Raw genomic sequence first — 23,673 nt, 5'->3', positions numbered from 1 at the left:
GTTAGTTAAACCGTTTTAAAAATTATTTTTCTGCTAAACAGATATTTAAAATACCATCTAATTCATCCAATGAATTATAGCTAATCACTAATTTTCCTTTACCTTGCTTGTTGTAATCTAATTTCACACTTGCACTAAAACGTTCAGACAGCTTTTGTGTAAGCTGTTGCACATCAGGTGCTTGTGGGTCTTTAGATTTCTCCTGTTTTGGCTCATTCCAATCACGAACCAATTGTTCTGTTTGACGCACTGACAAGCTTTTTTCAATCACAATTTTTGCAATTTGTAATTGGTCTTTGGCTTTCATGGTCAAGATTGCACGGGCATGCCCCATATCAATCTGACCTTGTTGCATCAATTCTTTAATTTCTTCTTCAAGACTGAGTAATCGTAGTAAATTACTCACTGTCGTACGCGCCTTACCTACAGTATCCGCAATTTCTTGATGGCTCAAACCAAATTCTTCATGAAAACGCTGCAATGCCAAAGCTTGATCGATTGGATTCAAATCTTGGCGCTGAATGTTTTCAATTAAAGCTAATGCAATAGCGACTTGGTCGGTTAGATCACGGACAATTGCAGGTATTTCCGTCAATCCAGCAATCTGAGCTGCTCTCCAACGACGCTCACCTGCAATGATTTCATAAGCATATTCTTCATCATCAATTGGGCGAATAACGATGGGTTGCATCACACCATGTTTTTTAATTGATGCTGCAAGCTCTTGCAAGTCTTGTTCATTAATAAAGCGACGTGGTTGATAAGTACCACGCTTTAATTGAGTCACCTCAATTTGCTTTAATTGACCATGATCAAGCGCTTGAACTTCAAGCTGTAATTTTTCTTTTTGAATAGAACCTAATAATGCATCTAAGCCACGACCCTTCGCCAAGCCTCTTTTTTTTACGGTCATGCTTTACTTCCTTTTTTCACTTTACTTTTTTTCAACATTTCAGCTGCTAAATTTAAATATGCAATTGCACCTTTAGAGCTTTTTTCAAAATAGATAATCGGTAAGCCATGTGCAGGTGCTTCTGCCAAACGTACATTTCGCGGAATCACTGTATCATAAAGTTTCTTACCAAAATATTGTTCCAACTCACTAGAAACATCACGAGTCAACGCATTACGTGCATCATACATCGTACGTAAAACACCAATAATTTCTAAGTCTGGGTTTAAAGCTTGCTGAATTTTATCAATGGTTTGGGTTAAATCTGCCAAACCTTCCAAAGCATAATATTCACATTGCATTGGAATCATTACACTGTGCACAGCAGCCAACGCATTGACTGTAATCAAACTCAAACTCGGTGCACAGTCAACAATAATATAGTCAAAATCTTTTTCAATTTTTTGTAATGCATCACGGAGAATAAACTCACGACCTTCTTGCTCAGCAATAACAAGCTCTACACCTGCTAAATCACGATTAGAACCTAAAACTTTATAACCGACTTCTGCTTTAGTAATCGCCGTTTCGATCGGTGTTTCGCCCAATAGAACATCAGTTACAGAATACAATAAATCGTTTTTTTGAATACCTGAACCCATTGTGGCATTGCCTTGCGAGTCCATATCTACCAATAGCACACGTTTTTTTAAGACTGCCAAAGATGCAGCCAAATTCACTGCTGTCGTGGTTTTACCGACGCCACCTTTTTGGTTTGCGATAGCAATAATTTGAGCCATGGTAACCCCAATCCTTGTCTGTTTTTTAGATCTGTTTTAATAAAAGTAAGTGACGTTGTTCATCAAGTCTTGGTACGTGTAATTCAATAATATCGCAACTGAATTGATCTTTTAATGCATCAACTTCTTCTGTTGGAATCAAACCTTTCATAGACGCAATAATACTGCTGTCATGCATATATGGTTGTGAAGCTGCCACAAAATCTGTCAATGATGCAAAAGCACGACTGGTGATTACATCAAATTGACCGAGTTCATCAATGCTGTCTTCATTTTCAACACGAGTTTGAACTGCAATCACATTTTTTAATTTTAGGTCTGCAATAAATTGTTTTAGAAAACGAATTTTCTTACCATTTGAATCCAATAAAACACATTGGCGTTCAGGCTGGCATAATGCAATGATCATTCCAGGCATACCACCACCTGTACCGATATCCAGTAAACGACCTGCTGGCAAATCATTTAAAATACTTAAACTATCTAATAAATGTTTCACCAACATTTCTTTTGGATCACGAATCGCTGTTAGATTATAAGCTTTGTTCCACAGCACGAGCGCATCTTGGTATTGTAGTAACAACCCCAATGCTTCATCACTTAGTTTTAAGCCAAGCTTTTGACTGCCTTGCTTTAACTCTTGAAAAAATGGATGCATAATCAAATAACATCTCTAAAAAATTAGTTGAAAGTATACCGATTTCTTGCCCGTGGAACAGTAGTTAATGACGAGTTAATATGCACTTAAGCAGATTTATTCGTACTTAAATGCAGTTAATCCTCAGCTAACCCACGCTTAAACATAGTTACCTTGTCTAATTTGCAAATCTAGTGCAGTTAAACGCTCTGGTGTACCCACATCAACCCAAGCTGCCTGCATTTTTTCAGCAGAAATTTTACCATCTAACATGCCTTGTTTGAGCAATGGTGCAAGTGGTCGTTTACCCGTTTCTAAACCGTCAAACATTTTTGGATTAATCACAGCAACCCCGCTATAAGTGAGATTCTCACCTTGCTTTTCCTGATCAAAAGTATATGCACGATTATCTAACAAGGTAAAATCGCCATTTGGATGCTGCTCAGGATTGTTTACAAAAACCAAGTGAGCTAAATCATCATCTAAATCTACATTTAATAATGAAGCAAAATCAAAAGTAGTCCAAACATCACCATTCACCAAAATAAAAGGCTCAACGCCCAATAATGGTAATGCATTGATGATTCCACCTGCGGTTTCTAAGCCCTTGTCTTCACGTGTCCAACGAATGCTTACTCCGAACTGAGAACCATCACCTAAAGTACCAATCAACTGATCCGCTAACCATGCAGAATTAATCACAATTTCCGTTACGCCAATCGCTTTTAACTTTTCGATATGCCATACGATCAGTGCCTTTCCACCTACTTCTAAAAGTGGTTTAGGTCTATATAAAGTTAATGGTCGCATGCGATTACCTAAACCCGCAGCTAAAATCATTGCCTTCATTATGCTACAACCTCATATTTTCCATATTTTTCTTCAAATTTAGGCAATACCTTAGCATTGATAAACTGCATAAAAGGTTGTAATTCTGCATATGGTTTCGATTCTTCAACTAAATACCACATCACACGCGGTAAATCTTTGAGATAGCCTGACTTTCCATCACGCTCAAATAAACGGACAAAGATACCTAAAATTTTGATATGACGTTGAATTGCCATAAAGTCTGCATCTTGTTTAAACTGCTCAAAATCACGATCTTGTTTTGCAGTTGCAGGAAGCAAGTTATAAAACACTTCAAACCATTGATAAACACGCTCAGGATTCCATTGCACATAGGCATCACGGGTAATTGAGATCAGATCGTAAGTATCTGCACCAATCACAGCATCCTGAAAATCAATCACACCTTGTTCAGTTTCACCGTCCAAAATCATCAAATTACGACTATGGAAATCACGATGTACAATCACTTGAGGCTGCGCCAAAGCAGCATTGGCCAAAATCGCAAAAGTACGTTTGATCAGTGCAAGTTCGTCAACTGTTGGTTGAATACTCAATGAAGGTAATAACCAATCGGTCAGCAACTCCATTTCCGAAATGAGTTTTTCATATGCATATTCAGGTAAATGTGAAGTCTCAGCAATCGATTGTAGCTGTACTAATTGTTTAAAGCTTTGCGCATAATGTGCGTCTACAGTTTGATCATTCAACTGCGTTGACAGCAAAACATCACCAAAATCTTCTAATAATAGAAAGCCATTTTCCAAGTCTTTCGCAACAATATGTGGGACACGTACACCATTTGTGTCAAAGAATTCATCAATAGACACAAAAGGACGACAATCTTCCTTCTCAGGAGGTGCATCCATGAGCATAAATGTTTTATTATTCAATATAATTCGTGCATAACGACGGAAACTCGCATCGCCTGCTAAAAAATGGATTTCAAATTGTTTTGAATTGAGTACTGATGTTAACCATGCTTGTATCAATTGTTCACGTTGTGTATTCATTTGCAATTTAATCTAATTCAGGCTGAATTTTTGAAGTGTTAAGTGTAGCTACTTATCGACTTTTTCTCTATGATGCGACAATAATTAATTGCGATTAGCATATTTGGTTAATGAGACAAATGAAGCATCAGTTTAAATTTAATCCTTTAGCGACTGCTATTTTGACACTACTTTGTGGAAGTTCAGTATCCAGCTATGCAGAATCAACAAATACTGCTTCTGAAGTCAATAATACGCAACTCAATGCTGCCATCAAAGAAAGTTATGCAGGGCAAAACTTCTTTGAGCAATATTATGTCGACAAAAATACCCCTGAAGCTCAATTACGCGACGTTAAAAGCCCAAACAATCGTTATTGTGAAGGTGTATGGATCACGCCTTTTAGTAATCAGTCAAAAACGATTAATCCGCAAGAAGCTTCATCTGTCATTACAGCAGATAAAGGATATTTCAATCCCAATGGCGACTCAATACTTTCAGGTGATGTCGTCATTGACCAATCTGGGCGAATGATTCGTGCAGATGAAGTCACCATTGATAAGACACAGACTTTTGCGAAAGCCAAAGGTAATGTGCAAATGGCTCAAGGCGGAATCATCGCACAAAGTGACCAGATTGATTACAACCTAAAAGATGAAACAGGTCAGTTAAATAATAGTTTTTACATCGCTGAAGTGACACATGCGCATGGTCATGCCAATAAGATCAACAGAACATCACCTACGAAAATTATTTTAGAAAATGCAAGCTATACCACTTGCCCTCCTGATGAAAAACCAACTTGGAAAATTCAAGCCAATCAAATTGAATTAGATCAGGATACAGGTCGTGGTATAACACGCGGCACAAAAATTTATGTTAAAGATGTACCGGTACTTGCTGTGCCATATTTTAACTTTCCTATCGATGATCGTCGTACCACAGGGATTTTAAATCCAGGTTTTGGCTTTACCAATGATGGTGGCTTTGAACTGGCTGTGCCTGTTTATCTAAATCTTGCACCGAATTATGACGCAACAATTACACCAAGACTGATTACAGATCGCGGCATATTCGCTCAAGGCGAATTCCGTTATCTGACTGAAAATTATGGCAAAGGAAGTGTTTGGGGGAGTTATTTACCCTCAGATCGTGAATACCAAGATAAAGACCGTAAAGATTTTCACTTTTTGCATAACTGGCAAATTAACAACCAATGGACAACCAATTTAGAATATAACTACGTATCGGATAAAGACTTCTTTTCTGATCTAGATAACAATCCAAACTCTAGAACAGAGCTGAATCAACGTCGTGCTTGGGAATTAAATTATGCACATGGCATTCCTGGTTTAAAAGCACAGTTAAAAGTCGAAGATTTCCAGACTTTGGATGATACTATTCAAGATATTGATAAGCCGTATGCACGATTGCCGCAATTTTTATTAAACTACGTTACAGGTAATCCACAAGGTTTAGAATACGAGTTTAATAACGATACGGCTTATTTCCAAAAAGATATCAATGACACAACAGATGTTAGCCAGCCAAGTGGTACACGTTTATACAACCAATTCGCGACACGATATAATTTCCGTAATCCATGGGCATTTGCGATTCCAGAAGTTTCTGTTCGTAGTTTAAATACATTCTACGACCAAGAAACAGAACAAAGGCTGGGTACAGATAACAAGACCAAGTCGATTGTTGTTCCTCAATTTACTTTGGACACAGGTTTAACCTTTGAGAAAGAAGGTAAATTCCTACAAACAATTACACCACGTGCTTTCTACGCCTACGCTCCGTATGAAAAACAAAATGGTAACCCGAACTTTGATTCGACCTCTGCCTCTATCAATTATGACCAACTGTTTAGTCCATATCGTTTTTATGGACATGACCGTTTAGAAGACAATAACTTTTTATCTTTAGGTCTAAGTTATAGCCTCTTTGATACAGTCGGTTTAGAACGTTTACGTGCCAGTCTCGGACAAAGTTATTATTTTGATGACCGAAGAGTTACCTTACTTAATAACACCGACAATATTGATAAAGAAAAGCGCACCGGCCCTGTCATTAGCCTTTCTAGCCAACTTTCTCAGAATTTTACCTTGAGTACGAACTCTGCTTGGATGTCGAATGGCGATAGCGCACAACACGACTTCCAAGTGTATTACACAGGTGAGCAAGGCAATCTTTACAATGTCGGTTACTTCTATCGAAATAACCTTCCAGATCGTCAAGATAAATATGATCAAGCAGTTGCATCATTTATGCAGCCGATTAAAGACAACTGGCGCATCATGGGACACATTCAATATGATCTTGACAACCATGTTGCACGTGAATACTTATTAGGTGTGAATTATGAATCTTGTTGTTGGGGCATATCTGTCTATGGTCGCTCTTATTTCAATGACCTTGATGATGTCACTGATTCTTCCGTTTCACCTAAACGCGCAGTGATGGCAGAACTTACCTTAAAAGGACTTGGTGGTTTGAACAACAAATTAAGCTCATTACTTGAAAATCGTATTTTAGGTTTTGATAAAGCTAATCAATCGTGGACACATTAATGAAGACGCAAAAATTTAAAAAATTGTTTAAAGCTTCGAGCTTAGCTTTACTCATCTCAGCATCTGCTTTCTCTTATGCGGCACCTAACGATCAGATCGTTGCCATTGTTGGTGCAACTGCTATTTTAAAAAGTGATTTGGATCAAGGTGTTGCTGAAGCCACACATAAACTTCAATCACAGAAAAAAGAAATTCCACCACAAAATATTTTACAAGCTCAAGTTCTAAATCAACTGATTACTCATGATGCACAGCTTGAACTGGTTAAAAAATATGGCTTAAAGTCTGATGAAAAAAGTCTAAATGAAGCGGTTTTGAAAATTGCCCAACAGTCTGGCTCTAACTCATTAGAAGCGTTTCAACAAAAATTAGATTCAGTTTCACCGGGCACTTATGAATTACTACGTAACCGAGTTTCTGAGGATTTATTGATTCAAAAACTAAGTCAACAACAAGTCATGTCCCGTATTAAAATCACTGACCTAGATATTGAAAACTTCTTAAAATCCCCTGAAGGTCAAGCTGCTGTCGGCAGTCAGGCGCATGTACTACATATGCGTATTGCAGCTGATGCACCAGTTGCTGATCTTGAGAATATAGCTAAATCTGTTCGTACAGATTTAAAAAACAGTAATGATGTAAATGCTATAGCAAAAAAATTCACTACAGCTCAGATCAAGGTTGACGGTGCTGATATGGGCTTCCGCCCACTCTCAGACATCCCAGCTGAACTCGCTGCGCGTGTAAGTACATTACAAGCAGGACAAACCACTGATTTGATTCAAGCCAAAGATGGTATTCACATCCTAAAGCTGATTGAAAAGAAATCTAATGATCAAAAAGCTTTGGTTCCACAATACAGCACTCGTCATATTCTGATCAAAACATCAGAAGTGGTCAGTCCTGAAAATGCAAAACAAATGATCGATAGCATTTATAACCGCTTAAAAGCTGGTGAAGATTTTGCCACACTTGCTTCAACCTATTCAAATGACCCAGGTTCAGCACGTGATGGTGGTAGCCTAGGTTGGGTTAGCCCAGGTATGATGGTGCCTGAGTTTGATAAAACGATGCAAAGCGCCACTGTTGGCGAAGTCAGCAAACCTTTTGAAACACAGTTCGGATGGCATATTTTACAAGTTTCAGAAACGCGTCAACAAGATATGACCAGTGAATATCAAAAGCGTATGGCACGTCAGATATTAGGCGAACGCCAGTTCGAATCTGAATTTGATAGCTGGATCCGAGAACTACGTGCAAATACGTATATCGAAATTAAAGACCCAAGCTTAGATCCTAAAAAGAACGGAAGCTAGAGGTTAAGCGATAAAAAACCAGTTGAAACAACTGGTTTTTTATCGCTCCATATTCTGTCTTAGAATAAGTTTTTAAACGGGTTTATTCATTTTAATTTACAAAGTAAAATGTATTCTTTACTACTGAAACTTATTTATAAAAATTAATAACAATACTCCATCAATATTGATATTTTTTTAGCATACTTTTCATCTAGTTCACTATTGGTATTAGGCATTGCATCATTGCTTTGCATAAATTCTAAAAAGCCATCAATAGTATAGCTATAAGCCGTCACCAGATTATTCTTAAACTCACTCTCACAATAGCTTTGTGTATCTTTTATTTCTAATTCTCTACGAATTGCTTGTAATTCCTTTACTGGTAGGGCTAATGAAGTCCTAGACACAGAGGCAGCAACATGAACAACCTCATTCCAACGACTAAACAAATCGGCATAAAAAGCCTGATCTTGAATAGAAATTTTCTTTGACTCTAAAATTTGCTTAGCCTCCAAATAATCCATTGCCATCTTAGATTGTAGTTCTACAATTTCCTTATCAAGCTTTATTTTGCGCTCTTTTGCAACATCAGCATTTTTAAAGTCATCATTAGCAATTTGCATTTTTTCTTTTTGAGCGGCTTCGGCTTGCTTTAACCTCACCATATCTTCCTTATTGCTTTTATTGATAAAATAACCAATTAATAAGACAACAATAATAAATGCACCTAATATGTATTTCATACTCAATGCTATCTCCTATAACGAACCAATGGCTTATTTTAATTATTTAATCTTCATCTAATTCAAGAATATTATCTGCCTGAGATGAAGGTAACTCCTGAACCTCTTTCAATTTCTTTCCAACCGCTCTGGTTCTAACTTGCGCCTGATCTATACTATTAGAAGCTTCCTCAAGTTTCTTTTTAACCTTATCTAAAGCGTCACCATACTTAGTCCATTCAGTTTTAACAGCTGCTAATGTATTCCATACTTCACTTGAGCGCTTTTCAATAGCAAGCGTCCTAAACCCCATCTGTAAACTATTCAATATTGACCATAATGTAGTTGGCCCTGCAAATACGACTCTATAATCACGCTGGACAATATCAACAAGATTGGATCGCTTTGTAACTTCAGCAAACAGGCCTTCAGTCGGCAAATATAAAATTGCAAAATCTGTTGTTGCGGGTGGTGAGATATATTTTCTACTTATATCATTCGCACATTGTTTAATGCGTAATTCAAGTTCTTTTAATGCTGATTCAACGCCAGTCGCATCAGCATTATCCTGAGCCTCAACTAAGCGACTATAAGATTCCATTGGAAATTTAGCATCAATAGGCAACCATACAATATCTTGATCATTATTCTTACTTGGAATTTTTACAGCATATTCAACACGCTCTGAATTACCTTTGGTTGAAACATTTGCCTCATATTGATCAATGGTAAGAACCTGCTCCAGCATTGCACCCAATTGAACCTCCCCCCAAGTACCACGAGTCTTAACATTCGTTAGAACCTTTTTAAGATCCCCCACACCACTGGCTAATACTTGCATCTCGCCTAACCCTTTGTGCACTGATTCCAAACGCTCACTAATCAACTTAAAGGATTCTGACAACCTTTTTTCAAGCGTACCTTGTAGTTTTTCATCTACTGTTTGACGCATTTTTTCTAATTGTTCCGAATTATCCTTTTGAAGGCTAATCAATTTTTCTTCAATTTTATTTCTTAACTGTTCAGCCTGTTGGGTTTGTGATTGATTTAGATTGCCAATCTGTTCCACAAACGAACTTAGATGCTTTGTTTGTTCATCAGAAATCTGTTTAAGGCTTTCACGCATCGTTTGAGCATACGTCAATAATTCGGCCTTAACTGTTCCGCCAAGTTCTTCACGTGTAAATCTTGATTGCTGGCTAGATTCTTCTCTATTCCTACCCAGTTCATTACTTGTGAATCTTTCAATACGTTCAAAAGATTGACTTATAGGAGATAAAATATCGTCAGTATTTAATTTTCCTGACTTTTTTAATAAAAGCAATATTTGCAATATGGCAACTATTATTATGCAAACAAGTATGATGATGTCTATATGTTCCATTGATTTAGCAACCCTTCTTCTTATTATTGATAATCAAAGCTTGTACGAATAGATTTCAAATGAACTGCAGAAGCAACAACAGGTGATGTTAAAATTAAAACAAGAATTATGTTTTTCATGAAGTTATTCTCAAATCATTGTGATTTAAGGATAATCAAACCTACTCTCACGATCAACGTGTATTAATCTTAGTTTTCATCTTGTTAGTGAATTTTTGTCAGCATGATGTGCTGTAAGGTTGATGGAGGAAGGTTGATGAACAAATATATAACCTCCAACTGTGTCTGTAAAATGTTTCAAACTACCAAGCGCGCACTTCATCCTTAGGAAAGTAAAACACCTTAGGCATCCTTTTCCCTGCCCCTATATTTGATTCTGCATGCAGTACAATAAAGCACGACTTAGCCACAGACATTATTGGATGGAAAAATAACATCAAAATACAGAGCAAACAAAAAAGGCTATATAAATAACATTAATGCTAACAATCATTAGACTCATGGGTTTTAGTCTATATCAATGATTGTTAGTGTATTTCGCTTGCTATATACTTATCGCAATTTTTACGGCTTGCTAAAAACTCAATATTTTCATTTATGTACATATATGCGTACATAATACAAATAGTAGAAAGCAAGAAATAACTTTACCTGTTTGATAACAAGGGTTTAGGTGTTATGGCATTAATCGTTCAAAAATATGGCGGTACCTCTATGGGTACTCCCGAGCGCATTTTAAATGTTGCTCGTCGTGTAAAGCGTTGGCATGACCACGGCCACAAGGTTGTAGTGGTTGTATCAGCAATGAGTGGTGAAACCAACCGCTTATTGGCTTTAGCGAAAGCCATTACCGAAACCCCTGATCCTCGTGAATTAGACCAAATGGTGTCTACCGGTGAACAGGTAACGATTTCAATGTTAGCAATGGCGCTTAACTCGATTGGTGTTGAAGCAAAATCTCTAACAGGTCGCCAAGTCGGTATCAAAACTGACAACGCATATACAAAAGCACGTATTGAATCGATTGATACTGATGTAATGACAGAGCATTTAGATGCAGGTCGTGTCATTGTTGTTGCAGGTTTCCAAGGCTTTGATGCTGATGGCAATACCACAACTTTAGGCCGTGGTGGTTCAGATACTTCAGGTGTAGCACTTGCTGCGGCACTTAAAGCGGATGAATGTCAGATTTATACAGATGTTGATGGCGTATATACTACTGACCCTCGTGTTGCACCTAAAGCGAAAAAAGTTGACCGCATTTCATTTGAAGAAATGCTTGAAATGGCATCACTTGGTTCAAAAGTTTTGCAAATTCGTTCTGTTGAATTTGCAGGAAAATACCAAGTGCCTTTACGTGTATTATCAAGTTTTGATAATGACAATGATGGCGCATTCGATGAACATTTCAAAAAAAATGTCGGGACACTAATCACCACAGAAGCGGAAGACAATATGGAACAGCCAATTATTTCAGGTATCGCATTTAACCGTGACGAAGCTAAATTAACAATTTTAGGTGTACCTGATGTCCCTGGTATTGCCTCTAAAATATTATCGCCTATTGGTGCTGCAAACATTGAAGTGGATATGATTATCCAAAATGTTGAAGAAGATGGCACAACTGACTTTACGTTCACAGTAAATCGTGGCGACCTTAAGAAAGCGACAACAATTTTAGAAGAAACTGCTCGTGCAATTGGTGCACGTGAAGTAGCAACTCGCGATGATATTGTTAAAGTGTCAATCGTGGGTGTGGGTATGCGCTCACATGCAGGTGTTGCAAGTAAAATGTTTACCGCACTTGCAGACGAAGGTATCAATATCCTAATGATTTCAACTTCTGAAATTAAAATTTCAGTGATTATTGAAGAAAATTACCTAGAACTTGCTGTTCGTTCACTACACACTGCTTTTGGTTTAGACCGTGAACACGGTGAATCAAGCGTACATGCTTAATATTTAATCATAATCGTTAAATATTTCACTATTCCAAGTGATAAAAAACATGAGCCACTATAGTTTTTACTATAGTGGCTCTGTTATATTAGATTATGAGGTTTAAGAATAATTTTCAACAGAACGTGCAAAGTGAAAAATTTGTCACATTTTTCTGTTAAAATTGTCTCTGCTATCGAGGTTGTTTTTCGTATTTTGAAATTCATCGCAGGTTTAGCGTTTAAGCAAGGAGATAAACATGCTGATTCTGACCCGTCGTGTCGGAGAAACATTAATGATTGGGGATCAAGTCAGTGTAACTGTACTTGGTGTCAAAGGTAATCAAGTGCGTATTGGTGTAAATGCACCAAAAGAAGTATCTGTTCATCGCGAAGAAATCTATCAACGAATTCAACATGAACGTGCTATGCATGAACATCTTCAACACATCGATCAAGATTATCAGCCTTCTTTTGAAGATGATAATACTGTGCAAAATAACTATAATCGTTAAGGTTATAGTCTTTTTGCAAAATAAAGCGGCTCTTGAGGCCGCTTTAAATTTATATGGATTTCAATAATTTATAATTAGCCAATCCCTAGAGCTTTTTTCACTGGAGCGTAACTACGGCGATGTTGGTCAATCACACCATGTTCTTCAATCGCTTCAAAATGTGCCTTCGTTGGATAACCTTTATGTTTAGCAAAGCCGTATTGTGGATATTTTAAGTCTAAAACCACCATTTCACGGTCACGCGTCACTTTTGCAAGAATACTGGCAGCACTAATTTCCGCATGTAATGCATCCCCACCGACAACAGCATCACAGCTCATAACAAGACCTTGTGGGACTTTATTACCATCCACCAAGACATGCTCAGGCTGAACCTTTAATTTTTCTACTGCACGGCGCATTGCCAATAAAGATGCTTGTAAAATATTGATCTCATCAATTTCTTCATGACTGGCTTCTGCAATGGCCCAAGCCAAAGCTTTTTCTTGAATTTCGACAAATAGCTTTTCACGTTTTTTCTCAGTCAATTTTTTTGAATCATTCAATCCTTCAATTGGATTATTTGGATCCAAAATAACAGCAGCAGCCACAACTGAGCCTACCAATGGGCCTCTACCTGCTTCATCTACACCAGCAATTAACATTTTCTACTCTCATAAAAAATGACTGATCAACAGCCATTTTAAAAATTTAACAACAATCACTTGCGCTTAGTCTAACATTTCAGAGGCACAAACGGCTGTTGTTTTTGTCGTTGCCAAAGCGGTATAAGTTGCTTTCGCTTTCGGATCAATTGCCGCCAATGCCAACTGTTCTTTAGACAATACTTTCGGTGAATTTTCTCCTACACAGTTACATACTTGACGTTTTTTCTTATGCTTTTGATCTTCAGATAAAAGTTTACTACTTAACATCCATGTTGGATTGCTTTCAATTTCATCCATGCATTTGGCATGCGAAGCCATCTTAATCACGGAAAATCCATCTGAGTCAGAACCAGACAAAGGATTTGATGCACATGCTGTAAGTATGACAGACCCAAGCAAACTCAGAATTAATTTATCATTTTTCATACCAATGTCACCCTTGTTGAAAATATACGATGCTTCGATTTTTATTGTTCACATCAATATAAAAGATAAATTCAAGAAAGTACAAAAAATTCAGTAAAAGAAGCTCGGATTGCCCCAGCTTCTTGATTTCACAAAAACTTATTTGATCGCTTCAACAACACATTGATTAATTGTTTTAGTTACAACATTTGAAACAATAGTTGCACGTGCTTGTGGATCTATCGCTGCTGTAGCCAAATCAACCGCTGTTACGCTTTGAGGCGCTTTTTCACTCACACAACCACAAATTTGACCTTGAACATTGGTTTTCTGCTCATCTGTCATCACACGAGTTGCAGTTTTCCAAGCAGGTAGACTATTTAGTTCAGTCGTACATTTCGCATTGATTGCAACTTTGATCGCAACCATACCCAATTGCTGAGTTGTGGTACTTGCGGCACTGCCTGTAGAATCTGTCGTTACACAAGCAGTTAATGCTAAGCTGGTTAACGCAACGAGAGCAGCTAATTTTTTCACAGTTATTCCTTTTCTTGAGATCAAGTTGCTGTATTCTGCCTAAACTCTCACGCAGTTTAAACCTAAATTTTCAGGAATCATGTAATCGTCACCTATTCAAGCAGACTTTGACTAATGATTCAGCATTTTTATGTTTATTAACACTTTGCGTTGCAAATATAAAACAATACGTTGAATTTTTAGCGATGATACTGCTCTAAAAAATCGATATGATATTGTTAATTATATTTAAGGTGTGCATAAAATGCCGCAAAAATCAAAATATTACACCAAAACTGCACAGTGGCTTCATTGGGTTATGGCCATTATTTTCATTGCTGCGTGGCTGATCGGTTTTTATAGTGGAAACTTTTTAAGTTACGATGTCGATGGTAGCTTTAAAGGTGATGTGATTACCTTACATAAAAATATAGCCTCCGTAATTATCTTTTTGGTCATTATTCGCATTTTTTGGCGCTATACCCACCCTGCGCCTGAATTACCAGAAACCATGTCACCGATGATGAAAACCTTGGCTCATTTAGGACATTTAGGTCTATATTTCATGCTTTTGGCATTGCCTATTTCTGGGTGTTTATTTAGTTGGAGCGCAGGACACCCTGTACCCGTTCTCTATTTATTTGAAATTCCAAGAATGATTCAAGATAATCCTGATTTAACAGATATTGTCAAACCCGTTCATATCTATCTCTCTTGGGCTGCTGGCTTACTTTTAGTTGGACATATTCTTGCAGCACTTAAACATCATTTTATTGATAAAGATAATGTACTCAAAAGTATGACTCGCCAATCCGATTAATTTATTCTGATCAATTCAGGTTGCATATTTCCTTTTCGTTTAGGAAATATGCAACTTTTCCAGTTTAGAAATTCTTTTAGCAATCAACATAGTAAGACTAAAACTGAAAATAAATAAAATATGAACTAAATAATAAATTCCCCATTCAGACGTTCATATTTATTGATTTCTATTTAAGATGCTATTCTCAAATCCATTCACATTATTTCAATACTTCTTGTACGCAACCTTTTAAACTATTTATAAGCGCCTGCTGTACTAATTCATTCTTCGCATTTTCATTGACTGTCGCCATCAGCAAATCTTGAGTAGGCACATCGTTTAATGCATTTTCACTGACACATTCACAAACTTTTTCTTGTGCATGGTTTTGTTGATCCGCCGTTAAAAATAAAGAAGAAACCTGCCACAACTTGGAAGCTTTCAATTCATTATCACACTGCAATGCAATCCATGGTTTCAGTATTCTTTGTACCGTGGATTGTTTTTGATTTCCTGTATAAGCGAATATCACAACGCCTATGATCAACAATACAAAAAGTAAAATCAGCAAGCGCTTTAACATATTGTCCTCATTAAAAAAGCAGTGTATGAACACTGCTTTATCATTGTCACTTTAGAATAACTGAGAATAAATCGTTATTTAAACCAATGCATCGATTTGATTGTTCCATTTCTGCTTTTCGTCATCTGAAATGAATGAAGCTTCAAATGAATTTTTAGCCAACTGCTTTAACTCATCGTGATTCAAATCAAGTGCTTCAGCGATTGCGAAGAAATTATCATTCATATAACCACCAAAATATGATGGGTCATCTGAATTCACCGTCACATGTACGCCCTGCTTTAATAATCTGTGAATGTTGTGTTGTGCCATATCATCAACCACACACAATTTAAGATTACTCAGCGGACACACTGTCAAAGGCATTTTTTCAGCAATTAAGCGTTGCATGAGTTTAGGATCTTCTTCTGAACGTACACCATGGTCAATACGATTCACTTTCAATAAATCCAAAGCTTCCCACACATACTCAGCTGGACCTTCTTCACCAGCATGTGCAACCACTAAGAAACCTGCCTCACGTGCCTTTGCAAATACACGTTCGAATTTAGCAGGTGGATGTCCCACTTCACTTGAGTCAAGTCCGATGCCAATAATTTGATCTTTATATGGCAAAGCTTGTTCTAAGGTTTGAAATGCTGCTTCTTCACTTAAATGGCGTAAAAAACACATAATCAAACGTGAAGAAATACCTAATTTTGTTGCAGCATCATCACAAGCACGCTGCAAACCATTGATCACCGTTGCAAATTCAACACCACGATCTGTATGCGTTTGTGGGTCAAAGAACATTTCTGTATGTACAACTTTATCTTCAGCACATTTCTCAAAATATGCCCAAGCTAAATCGTAAAAGTCTTGTTCATGTACAAGTACATTGGCACCTGCATAATAAATATCAAGAAAAGACTGTAAATTATGAAAGTTATAGGCCTGTTTCACTTCTTCTACAGATTTGTATGGAATATCAATCTGGTTACGTTGAGCAATGGCAAACATGAGTTCTGGCTCAAACGTCCCTTCAATATGCACATGCAATTCTGCTTTTGGTAAAGCACGTATGAGTTCATTTCTATTCATGTTCTATCCTCAAAAATCCAAAGTCAAAAACTCGTAATCAGTTAAATAACTTCTTTCAAACTAAAAATTCTTTAATCATCTTAAACAAAAAAGGGTGCAAACTGAGTTTACACCCTTTCATTGATTGGAGAAATTATCCACCAAATGCAATAAATTTAATCACCCAAAGTAAAGCAATGATCCAAACCATATAAGGAACAGTCTTTGCCTTACCCGTAAATAATTTTATCACTGCATAGCTAATAAAGCCCATTGCGATGCCATCTGCAATTGAATAGGTAAATGGCATGAATACGATGGTTAAGAATGCTGGAACAGCTTCTGTGATGTCATCCCAATCAATATTGGTAATACCTTGAATCATCAACACACCAACAAATAGCAATGCTGGAGCAGTTGCAAAACCAGGAACCGACTGTGCCAATGGTGCTAAGAATAAACAGGCAATAAATAAAATACCGACTACAACTGCTGTTAAACCTGTACGACCACCAGCTGCAACACCAGCTGAAGATTCAATATAAGGTGTCGTCGAAGATGTACCTAAAGCAGCACCTGCAACAATCGCAGTTGAGTCAGCAAATAAGGCTTTCTTCAAACGTGGTAATTTACCATCTTTCAATAAGCCTGCACGATGCGAAACACCAACAAGCGTACCTGTAGAATCGAATAGATCGACAAGGAAGAATACAAAAATCACACCAACTAAACTTGCAGTAAACAAACCTTCAAAGTTCATCTGTAAGAATGTAGGCGCGATTGAAGGAATTGTACCGACTACACCTTTGAATTCATTTATACCCAGCGCTGTTGCAATACCTGTAATCACAAGAATACTGATAATAATAGCGCCACGGATTTTAAAATGATGCATCACAGCAATCATTGTAAAACCAAGTAAAGTCAATAAAACTGTTGGTTGTTTCAAATCTCCCAAGCCCACTAAAGTGGCTTGATTTGCAACAATAATACCTGAGTTTTTCAATGCGATAAGCGCAAGGAATAAACCAATTCCGCCACCGATTGCAAATTTCAAAGACATTGGAATCGCATTGACAATCGCTTCACGGATCTTAAACATACTGATCGCAATGAACACCAAACCTGAAACAAAGACCGCAGCCAATGCAGTTTGCCAAGGAACGCCCATACCCAAACATACAGAATAAGTAAAATAAGCGTTTAAACCCATACCTGGTGCAAGTGCAATAGGATAATTTGCGATAATTCCCATTACAAAACAACCGATTGCAGCAGCCAAACAGGTTGCTACAAATACAGCACCATGATCCATTCCTGTTTCAGATAAGATCAACGGGTTTACAATAATGATGTAACACATCGTTAAAAATGTCGTTAAACCCGCAAGTATTTCGGTTCTAAACGTTGTTTTGTTCTCGCTTAATTTAAATAAGCGTTCAAGCAAACCCGCTGAAGGATTTGGATTTGTCATTGCTGAGCCCCTATCGAGTTTGAGCTATTCGTTGATAAAATCTAGTTCATTTAAAAAATGATGCACGTCCAAATTTAGCGTGAACAAAACATTCAATAAACGTACCAAAATAACATTTTCGATAAAAAACGATTTGAATTAAAAAAGCTGCGGTTAGGCAGCTTTTATATAAGAACGCTTTAATTACGATCTTAATCGATTACATATTACAAATTATAACATACTGTTGAGTTAATTTTACCAATCTGTTTATGCTACTTATCGAGTTACTTTGAACGTGAAAGATCAAAAAAATATGAACCAATTTTATACTGATTGCCCGATATAAATATCAGCACAATAGCGAGCCTTTGAATAAACGTAAAAATTTACAATTTTCTATTTCTAAAAATATCGAAATACATTGAAAATGATTCAAATTTTTATAACCAATCAATTGTTTAATTTATGGAAAATTTTGAGCTTTTTAAAGCCTTATTTTTGGGTTTAATCGAAGGATTAACTGAATTTCTACCTATTTCAAGTACTGGGCATTTAATTCTTTTTGGACATTTAATCGATTTCCATTCGGATGGTGGTCGAGTTTTTGAAGTGGTCATCCAACTTGGTGCAATTTTAGCCGTTTGTTGGCTATATCGACAAAAAATTGTAGAGCTCGTTAAAGGTTTTTTTTCTGGGGATGTCCACGCGAGACGTTTTGCAATCAATGTATTGCTCGCTTTTATCCCAGCAGTGGTCATTGGGGTTTTAGCCGTTGATTTTATTAAGCAAGTTTTATTTAGCCCGCTTGTCGTCGCTTGTGCCCTGATCATTGGTGGATTAATTATTTTTGCTGTTGAAGCAAGAAAGTTTGAACCCAAAACCATTGAAGCGACTGATATTACGATTAAACAAGCAATCATTGTCGGATTTGCACAATGTGTTGCCATGATTCCAGGAACTTCTCGTTCAGGTGCAACCATTATCGGGGGAATGTTGGCAGGCTTATCTCGTAAAGCAGCAACAGAATTTTCTTTCTTTCTTGCAATGCCAACCATGCTCGGTGCTGCGACTTATGACTTGATCCGTAATGCCGATGTCCTTACTTCTGATAATTTAGTCAATATTTCTGTTGGCTTCGTTGCTGCATTTATTGCGGCGCTTCTGGTTGTTAAAGCTTTAGTTAAGTTTGTTGAAAGACATACCCTAAGAGTATTTGCGTGGTATCGCGTTGTATTAGGTGTGATTTTGCTCATAGTTTTCTTATAAATTAAACACACCATAGAATCAAAAACCCCCTGAATTTCAAAAATTCAGGGGGTTTTTATTGGTATGTTTATAAGATCGTTGGTCTAAAGTACCATCAGAATATAATGCGTTGATTGGACTAGAATATTAGCGATCGATCAAAGCAAAGTTTCATTCTAGAACCATCAAAACTTCTTGGTATAAGTCGTTAAGATACGATTTTCCTGAAATGAATTTCCATGATCAATATCATAGTCTATGTATAACCATTGAAATGCTAAACCTTTCAATGATGGATTTTGAAATTGATATGCAAGAATCAAATTCAACTCTGATTCTTTATTGTCTCGACCTTGTGCATCTTTAAAATCATAACCATACGCATATTTTGCCAACGCATTTAAACCGGGAACATAATTTTTAAAATCATAGCCATAGACTGCATGGATAGATTTTTCATCTTTCTTAAAGAAACCCGTTGCGTTCCAGTTAATAAAATACAACTCTGGCAAGAATCCATCAGGCAGTGGATAAGCTGTATCACCAGAAATTTGTTGATAACCCAATGCTGCATTGTGATTTCCGACAAATATTTTCTCTAAAACCCCAAAATTATGGTTATCAATCTCTCCTGCTTTTGCATCACCAGAATCTGCAGATCTGAAATATTTCAACCGTGTCTGTGATTTTAAATACTCATTTTTCCATGAATATTCCAAGCCGACATAATGTTTATCATATAAATCTTCCAAATCACCATAATAATATTCAGCTTTTAAATTAGGCGTCACATCATATTTAAGGTCGACATAATTCAGTCCCTCTGACTCATGCTTTTGCCCATTTACAGTATAAGAAAAACGATGAAAACCTTCTTGATAACGAGGTGAAACTTGCTCAACTCGTCCTAATTCAAGTTTAAATTTATCTGTAATTTTAGATTGAAGTTGTCCACCCCAATATGAGCTGATTAATTGACGACTCGCATCCACTGAAGTAATCGGTAGATCTAACCAAAGTTCACCTACTTTTAATTCTGTTTGATCGTAGCGTGCTTTAAATGTCGCACCATATTTAAAGAAGTTACGATCTTGAGTTTGTGTATTTTTATCGAAAGGCAAAACCGTATCATTCACATGTCGGTCATCACTTAAACGATAGGCATATTGCAATGATGCATCTAAACCTAATTCTATTGGTTTATCCGCAACTTCTAAAACTGTCGGAATATATTTTGAATTATAAAAACCTGAAATCCCTTGTGACCAACTCCCTGGATCTTTTAAATCATCTCGATCAAAATTACGTTCAATAAATGCATTTTTTAATACGAGTTTAAATTGGTTGTCATTTCCGCCATCTGCATGACTCAAGCCTGTCATACATAAATTGCCGATTAAAATAGAAAGTAATGTTTTTACAGTGGTTTGCATGTTTAATCCTTTAAAGCTGTATCTCAATTCCTATATTGATACAGATGAATTCCTCTACAGAAGGTTGGTAAAACCTTCCGTAAAATGATGAATGTGACAAGTCGTTAATTAAATTGATGAATTACTGGCTTTAATCGTTGTTGATTTTTGATACGCTGCTGTGTCTTTAGATTTACTTTCAACAGATGCTTTTAAGTTCACCATAAGTATGGCTAAAGCTGCAATTACACCTGGGATAGCAATGATCATAAAGTTCAGTTGATGTGGAAGTTGTAGCGTAAGTAAAGCACCTGTTAAAACTGGTCCAACGATTGCTCCAATTCGGCCTATTCCTGAAGCCCAGCCCATGCCTGTAGAACGAACTGCGGCTGGATAAAATTGTGCAACGAAAGTATAGAGTAGAATTTGGGAACCGATGGTTGCAGCGCCTGCAATTGCGATTAAGCTATATAAAAGAACTTGTTGACTCTTAAACCCAAGTAAAACTAATGCCGCTGCGCCCACAGTAAACATCACGATTAATACAGGTTTAAGATGGAAACGATCTGCTAATACACCACCACCAATTGCACCTATCATACCGCCGATATTAAGCGCGAATAGGAATAACATACTTGCACCAAGCGAATACCCTGCTTGAATCATAAGTTTTGGTAACCAACTACCAAGTGCGTACACCATAAGTAGACACATGAAGAAAGCAATCCAAAACATGATGGTACTTGTCGTGCGTCCTTGTTGGAATAAGGCTTTCAGTGGTGCTTCATCTCCAATCGTCGCTTCATTCAATACAAATGTTGTTTCTGGCGTAATTACTTGTTGTGGAGAAATCTTTTTAACAATTTCAGCAACTTTTTGAGTCTCACCCTTTTTAGTCAGAAACATCAGCGATTCAGGTAAGAATTTCCAGATTAAAGGCAAGCAAAGCAATGGTAGTCCTGCAATGTAGAACATGATTTTCCAGCCATAATCAGCAACTAACCACGCACCAAGTAGTGCTGAAGTCATCCCACCAATTGCATAACCACTAAACATCACAGCGACAAGTGTGCTACGGATACGTTTAGGTGCATATTCTGTCATCAAAGCAACGACATTCGGCATAACACCACCAATGCCTAAGCCTGCAAGGAATCTTAAAATTCCAAATTCTACAGGTGTCGTCGTAAATGAGCCTAAGAAAGTAAAACCACTAAAAATAGCCACACAGATCATAATGGTTTTCTTACGACCTAATTTATCTGAAAGTGTGCCAAAACTCATTGCACCGAACATCATCCCAAAAAGTGCAGTACTGGCCAATAATCCTGCTTGAACAGCGGATAACCCCCACTCTTGCATTAACAATGGCAGCGCGACACCGTAAATCACCAAGTCATAACCATCAAAAATAATGATCATCAAACACCACAACAAAACACTCCAATGAAATGGTGTAAATTTAGCCTCATCCACAATGCTATTTATATTCAATTTATTCGTTTGCATGTTCAGCCTCCTGCTGTGAAACGTGATAAAATTTTCCAAACAATGAGGCAACTGTTATTTTTTGTCCAAAACCGATTGCATATATATTCATACCTAAAAGGTCGGATTAATTAAAAACATTTTATAAACAATAGATTGAAAATGAAATTTGAGAATAATTCGTTCTTGTTTTTATTATTTTTTCTTTTAATTTTATTATTTTTACCCATTCTTGATATTTTTCGAACGCCCTTCAGGACAAATCTGATGATTTGCCCTGATTAATCAATACATTACTATTCACATAATATTTATACTTATATATGATTGCGATCATATTGAAATCCTTCCAAATCATAAACCTGATAAATACAATCAAATAAAGAACGAATATTTTCACTTTCATCCATGCAACGGATAGCGAGGAAAATTGGGCTTTTCGCAGAACTGTCTAAGAGTGGAATATAGTTTAAATTCGGTAATTGAATCGTTTTTGCACTTTCTGGCACGATACAAATCCCTTCACCGGCAGCAACAAGACCCAATGCAAGCTGAATTTCTCTGACCTCTTTTAAATTTTTCGGATCTAATCCGTGTTCTGAAAAGATATTGCGTACCTGTGTTGAAAAATTTGGTTTGGGATGGCTTGGATAAAGGAATAAATTTTCATCTTCAATATCTGCTAAATATGTTCCTTTTAAATCCGAAGCTAAGGGATGGCTGGTATGTACAGCAACCATTAAAGGTTCTTCACGTAATAATACGCGTCGCACTGCAGGGTCTGAAATTCTCAAACGTCCAAATCCAACATCTATTTTGCCTTCTTTTAAAGCTTGAATTTGATCTTTGGTGCTCATTTCCACCAATTCTATTTTAAGGTGAGGTTGTTGCTGACGAAACATATAAACAATTTTCGGTAGCAATCCATAGAGTAAAGATCCAACAAAACCCATTGTTACTGTTTTTTCTATCAAGCCAATACGCTTAGTCATCGACTTTACTTCTTCCGCATTAGACAAAAGTTTAACAGCATGCTGATAGAAGAATTGCCCTGCTTCTGTGGTTTTCAATGGACGGCTTCCTCTTTCAAAAAGTGCAATTCCTAGTTCACTTTCAAGGTTTTGGATTTGCCGACTTAATGGTGGCTGAGCGATAAAAAGCTTTTCTGCGGCTTTTGTAAAACTTTGCTCTTCAACAACAGCAACAAAATAGCGTAAATGTCTGAGTTCCATTTCAACTCCATACCTTTAAGATATAAATAAATGCAAATTTGATCTTAGACAGCGATCATCCATTCTTTTAAGGTATATAAAAGTAAGATGAAAAGCAAGATTGCAAAACTTTTCACAATGCCAAGCGAATTAATTTAATTCAGTCAGCCAAATGAATAAGCGATGCATGTTCAACTTTTTAAGTCTTATTCAAGTAGGACATGAAAAGTGGTCAGCAATGCAGTAAG

Annotated in this window: 22 protein-coding genes; 6 read left to right on the top strand and 16 right to left on the bottom strand. The window is 36.9% G+C overall.

All coding sequences use genetic code 11. The annotated features are described in order from the left end of the window. Nucleotides 1–22 precede the first annotated feature (22 nt). The 5 genes from CDA10_RS07285 to CDA10_RS07265 all read right to left on the bottom strand — a co-directional run bounded on the left by CDA10_RS07285 (nt 23) and on the right by CDA10_RS07265 (nt 4,191). Nucleotides 23–913 carry a ParB/RepB/Spo0J family partition protein gene (locus CDA10_RS07285; RefSeq protein WP_089604943.1) on the bottom strand — a complete coding sequence of 297 codons (891 nt, stop codon included), beginning with the start codon at nt 911–913 and terminating at the stop codon, nt 23–25. After that, nucleotides 910–1,692 carry a ParA family protein gene (locus tag CDA10_RS07280; protein ID WP_089604942.1) on the bottom strand — a complete coding sequence of 261 codons (783 nt, stop codon included), beginning with the start codon at nt 1,690–1,692 and terminating at the stop codon, nt 910–912. Before CDA10_RS07280 ends, CDA10_RS07285 begins: the two co-directional genes overlap by 4 nt. Before the next feature lie 25 nt (nt 1,693–1,717). Continuing rightward, nucleotides 1,718–2,350, bottom strand: coding sequence for a 16S rRNA (guanine(527)-N(7))-methyltransferase RsmG (gene rsmG, locus CDA10_RS07275; protein ID WP_089604941.1), 633 nt, complete (start codon nt 2,348–2,350; stop codon nt 1,718–1,720). Nucleotides 2,351–2,488: 138 nt separating this feature from the next. Next, nucleotides 2,489–3,178, bottom strand: a complete 690-nt coding sequence (gene murU / locus CDA10_RS07270) for an N-acetylmuramate alpha-1-phosphate uridylyltransferase MurU (RefSeq protein ID WP_089604940.1) — start codon at nt 3,176–3,178, stop codon at nt 2,489–2,491. Further along, nucleotides 3,178–4,191 (bottom strand): aminoglycoside phosphotransferase family protein, encoded by a 1,014-nt coding sequence (locus CDA10_RS07265; protein ID WP_089604939.1) that lies wholly within the window; start codon nt 4,189–4,191, stop codon nt 3,178–3,180. Before CDA10_RS07265 ends, murU begins: the two co-directional genes overlap by 1 nt. Nucleotides 4,192–4,310: 119 nt before the next feature. Here CDA10_RS07265 and CDA10_RS07260 point away from each other — a divergent pair, with 119 nt between their 5' ends. Continuing rightward, on the top strand, nt 4,311–6,746 hold the full coding sequence (locus tag CDA10_RS07260; RefSeq protein WP_089604938.1) for an LPS-assembly protein LptD: 2,436 nt from the start codon (nt 4,311–4,313) through the stop codon (nt 6,744–6,746). Beyond that, nucleotides 6,746–8,062: a peptidylprolyl isomerase gene (locus tag CDA10_RS07255; RefSeq protein ID WP_089604937.1), complete on the top strand. Its 1,317-nt coding sequence runs from the start codon at nt 6,746–6,748 to the stop codon at nt 8,060–8,062. The genes CDA10_RS07260 and CDA10_RS07255 overlap by 1 nt, the downstream gene beginning before the upstream one ends. Nucleotides 8,063–8,205: 143 nt before the next feature. Here CDA10_RS07255 and CDA10_RS07250 read toward each other — a convergent pair whose 3' ends face one another. Both CDA10_RS07250 and CDA10_RS07245 read right to left on the bottom strand, forming a co-directional pair. After that, on the bottom strand, nt 8,206–8,787 hold the full coding sequence (locus tag CDA10_RS07250; RefSeq protein ID WP_089604936.1) for a hypothetical protein: 582 nt from the start codon (nt 8,785–8,787) through the stop codon (nt 8,206–8,208). Between the two features lie 46 nt (nt 8,788–8,833). Further along, the gene (locus CDA10_RS07245) at nt 8,834–10,150 is read right to left on the bottom strand and encodes a DNA recombination protein RmuC (RefSeq protein WP_089604935.1); all 1,317 of its coding nucleotides are present in this window, start codon (nt 10,148–10,150) and stop codon (nt 8,834–8,836) included. 677 nt (nt 10,151–10,827) lie between these two features. Between CDA10_RS07245 and CDA10_RS07240 the strand changes: the two genes are divergently transcribed. Both CDA10_RS07240 and csrA read left to right on the top strand, forming a co-directional pair. Beyond that, nucleotides 10,828–12,108, top strand: a complete 1,281-nt coding sequence (locus tag CDA10_RS07240; protein WP_089604934.1) for an aspartate kinase — start codon at nt 10,828–10,830, stop codon at nt 12,106–12,108. A 238-nt stretch (nt 12,109–12,346) separates the two neighbouring features. Next, the gene (csrA, locus tag CDA10_RS07235) at nt 12,347–12,601 is read left to right on the top strand and encodes a carbon storage regulator CsrA (RefSeq protein ID WP_010111264.1); all 255 of its coding nucleotides are present in this window, start codon (nt 12,347–12,349) and stop codon (nt 12,599–12,601) included. A gap of 74 nt (nt 12,602–12,675) precedes the next feature. Here the strand turns inward: csrA and rnhB are convergent, their stop codons facing one another. From rnhB to CDA10_RS07220, 3 genes are all read right to left on the bottom strand, one after another. Continuing rightward, nucleotides 12,676–13,245 (bottom strand): ribonuclease HII, encoded by a 570-nt coding sequence (gene rnhB / locus CDA10_RS07230; protein ID WP_089604933.1) that lies wholly within the window; start codon nt 13,243–13,245, stop codon nt 12,676–12,678. Between the two features lie 66 nt (nt 13,246–13,311). Beyond that, the gene (locus CDA10_RS07225) at nt 13,312–13,674 is read right to left on the bottom strand and encodes a hypothetical protein (protein WP_089604932.1); all 363 of its coding nucleotides are present in this window, start codon (nt 13,672–13,674) and stop codon (nt 13,312–13,314) included. Nucleotides 13,675–13,812: 138 nt separating this feature from the next. Then, nucleotides 13,813–14,190 (bottom strand): hypothetical protein, encoded by a 378-nt coding sequence (locus tag CDA10_RS07220; RefSeq protein ID WP_089604931.1) that lies wholly within the window; start codon nt 14,188–14,190, stop codon nt 13,813–13,815. A 244-nt stretch (nt 14,191–14,434) separates the two neighbouring features. Here CDA10_RS07220 and CDA10_RS07215 point away from each other — a divergent pair, with 244 nt between their 5' ends. Then, a complete protein-coding gene (locus CDA10_RS07215) occupies nt 14,435–14,989 on the top strand; it encodes a cytochrome b (RefSeq protein ID WP_089604930.1) in 555 nt (184 codons plus the stop codon). 202 nt (nt 14,990–15,191) lie between these two features. Here CDA10_RS07215 and CDA10_RS07210 read toward each other — a convergent pair whose 3' ends face one another. The 3 genes from CDA10_RS07210 to CDA10_RS07200 all read right to left on the bottom strand — a co-directional run bounded on the left by CDA10_RS07210 (nt 15,192) and on the right by CDA10_RS07200 (nt 18,087). Then, nucleotides 15,192–15,554 carry a hypothetical protein gene (locus CDA10_RS07210; protein ID WP_089604929.1) on the bottom strand — a complete coding sequence of 121 codons (363 nt, stop codon included), beginning with the start codon at nt 15,552–15,554 and terminating at the stop codon, nt 15,192–15,194. Between the two features lie 78 nt (nt 15,555–15,632). Next, the gene (locus tag CDA10_RS07205; RefSeq protein WP_089604928.1) at nt 15,633–16,634 is read right to left on the bottom strand and encodes an adenosine deaminase; all 1,002 of its coding nucleotides are present in this window, start codon (nt 16,632–16,634) and stop codon (nt 15,633–15,635) included. Nucleotides 16,635–16,767: 133 nt separating this feature from the next. Beyond that, complete coding sequence (locus tag CDA10_RS07200) at nt 16,768–18,087, bottom strand: NCS2 family permease (RefSeq protein WP_089604927.1); 1,320 nt, start codon at nt 18,085–18,087, stop codon at nt 16,768–16,770. 447 nt (nt 18,088–18,534) lie between these two features. Here CDA10_RS07200 and CDA10_RS07195 point away from each other — a divergent pair, with 447 nt between their 5' ends. Beyond that, nucleotides 18,535–19,335, top strand: a complete 801-nt coding sequence (locus CDA10_RS07195) for an undecaprenyl-diphosphate phosphatase (RefSeq protein ID WP_089604926.1) — start codon at nt 18,535–18,537, stop codon at nt 19,333–19,335. Between the two features lie 164 nt (nt 19,336–19,499). On the opposite strand, the gene CDA10_RS07190 is transcribed toward CDA10_RS07195, so the two are convergent. From CDA10_RS07190 to CDA10_RS07180, 3 genes are all read right to left on the bottom strand, one after another. Beyond that, a complete protein-coding gene (locus tag CDA10_RS07190; RefSeq protein ID WP_089604925.1) occupies nt 19,500–20,747 on the bottom strand; it encodes an OprD family outer membrane porin in 1,248 nt (415 codons plus the stop codon). A gap of 108 nt (nt 20,748–20,855) precedes the next feature. Beyond that, a complete protein-coding gene (locus CDA10_RS07185) occupies nt 20,856–22,235 on the bottom strand; it encodes an MFS transporter (RefSeq protein WP_089604924.1) in 1,380 nt (459 codons plus the stop codon). A 296-nt stretch (nt 22,236–22,531) separates the two neighbouring features. Continuing rightward, a complete protein-coding gene (locus tag CDA10_RS07180) occupies nt 22,532–23,446 on the bottom strand; it encodes a LysR family transcriptional regulator (protein WP_089604923.1) in 915 nt (304 codons plus the stop codon). Nucleotides 23,447–23,673 lie beyond the last annotated feature (227 nt).

Origin of the sequence: Acinetobacter piscicola (assembly GCF_002233755.1) — a bacterium.
Lineage (GTDB): Bacteria > Pseudomonadota > Gammaproteobacteria > Pseudomonadales > Moraxellaceae > Acinetobacter > Acinetobacter piscicola.
This window is presented reverse-complemented; position numbering and strand designations above follow the sequence as displayed.

Bases quoted from the DNA above. Each gene is read 5' to 3' on its own strand.
- CDA10_RS07285 (WP_089604943.1), bottom strand. From the start codon at position 913: ATGACCGTAAAAAAAAGAGGCTTGGCGAAGGGTCGTGGCTTAGATGCA.
- CDA10_RS07280 (WP_089604942.1), bottom strand. From the start codon at position 1,692: ATGGCTCAAATTATTGCTATCGCAAACCAAAAAGGTGGCGTCGGTAAA.
- rsmG (WP_089604941.1), bottom strand. From the start codon at position 2,350: ATGCATCCATTTTTTCAAGAGTTAAAGCAAGGCAGTCAAAAGCTTGGC.
- murU (WP_089604940.1), bottom strand. From the start codon at position 3,178: ATGAAGGCAATGATTTTAGCTGCGGGTTTAGGTAATCGCATGCGACCA.
- CDA10_RS07265 (WP_089604939.1), bottom strand. From the start codon at position 4,191: ATGAATACACAACGTGAACAATTGATACAAGCATGGTTAACATCAGTA.
- CDA10_RS07260 (WP_089604938.1), top strand. From the start codon at position 4,311: ATGAAGCATCAGTTTAAATTTAATCCTTTAGCGACTGCTATTTTGACA.
- CDA10_RS07255 (WP_089604937.1), top strand. From the start codon at position 6,746: ATGAAGACGCAAAAATTTAAAAAATTGTTTAAAGCTTCGAGCTTAGCT.
- CDA10_RS07250 (WP_089604936.1), bottom strand. From the start codon at position 8,787: ATGAAATACATATTAGGTGCATTTATTATTGTTGTCTTATTAATTGGT.
- CDA10_RS07245 (WP_089604935.1), bottom strand. From the start codon at position 10,150: ATGGAACATATAGACATCATCATACTTGTTTGCATAATAATAGTTGCC.
- CDA10_RS07240 (WP_089604934.1), top strand. From the start codon at position 10,828: ATGGCATTAATCGTTCAAAAATATGGCGGTACCTCTATGGGTACTCCC.
- csrA (WP_010111264.1), top strand. From the start codon at position 12,347: ATGCTGATTCTGACCCGTCGTGTCGGAGAAACATTAATGATTGGGGAT.
- rnhB (WP_089604933.1), bottom strand. From the start codon at position 13,245: ATGTTAATTGCTGGTGTAGATGAAGCAGGTAGAGGCCCATTGGTAGGC.
- CDA10_RS07225 (WP_089604932.1), bottom strand. From the start codon at position 13,674: ATGAAAAATGATAAATTAATTCTGAGTTTGCTTGGGTCTGTCATACTT.
- CDA10_RS07215 (WP_089604930.1), top strand. From the start codon at position 14,435: ATGCCGCAAAAATCAAAATATTACACCAAAACTGCACAGTGGCTTCAT.
- CDA10_RS07210 (WP_089604929.1), bottom strand. From the start codon at position 15,554: ATGTTAAAGCGCTTGCTGATTTTACTTTTTGTATTGTTGATCATAGGC.
- CDA10_RS07205 (WP_089604928.1), bottom strand. From the start codon at position 16,634: ATGAATAGAAATGAACTCATACGTGCTTTACCAAAAGCAGAATTGCAT.
- CDA10_RS07200 (WP_089604927.1), bottom strand. From the start codon at position 18,087: ATGACAAATCCAAATCCTTCAGCGGGTTTGCTTGAACGCTTATTTAAA.
- CDA10_RS07195 (WP_089604926.1), top strand. From the start codon at position 18,535: ATGGAAAATTTTGAGCTTTTTAAAGCCTTATTTTTGGGTTTAATCGAA.
- CDA10_RS07190 (WP_089604925.1), bottom strand. From the start codon at position 20,747: ATGCAAACCACTGTAAAAACATTACTTTCTATTTTAATCGGCAATTTA.
- CDA10_RS07185 (WP_089604924.1), bottom strand. From the start codon at position 22,235: ATGCAAACGAATAAATTGAATATAAATAGCATTGTGGATGAGGCTAAA.
- CDA10_RS07180 (WP_089604923.1), bottom strand. From the start codon at position 23,446: ATGGAACTCAGACATTTACGCTATTTTGTTGCTGTTGTTGAAGAGCAA.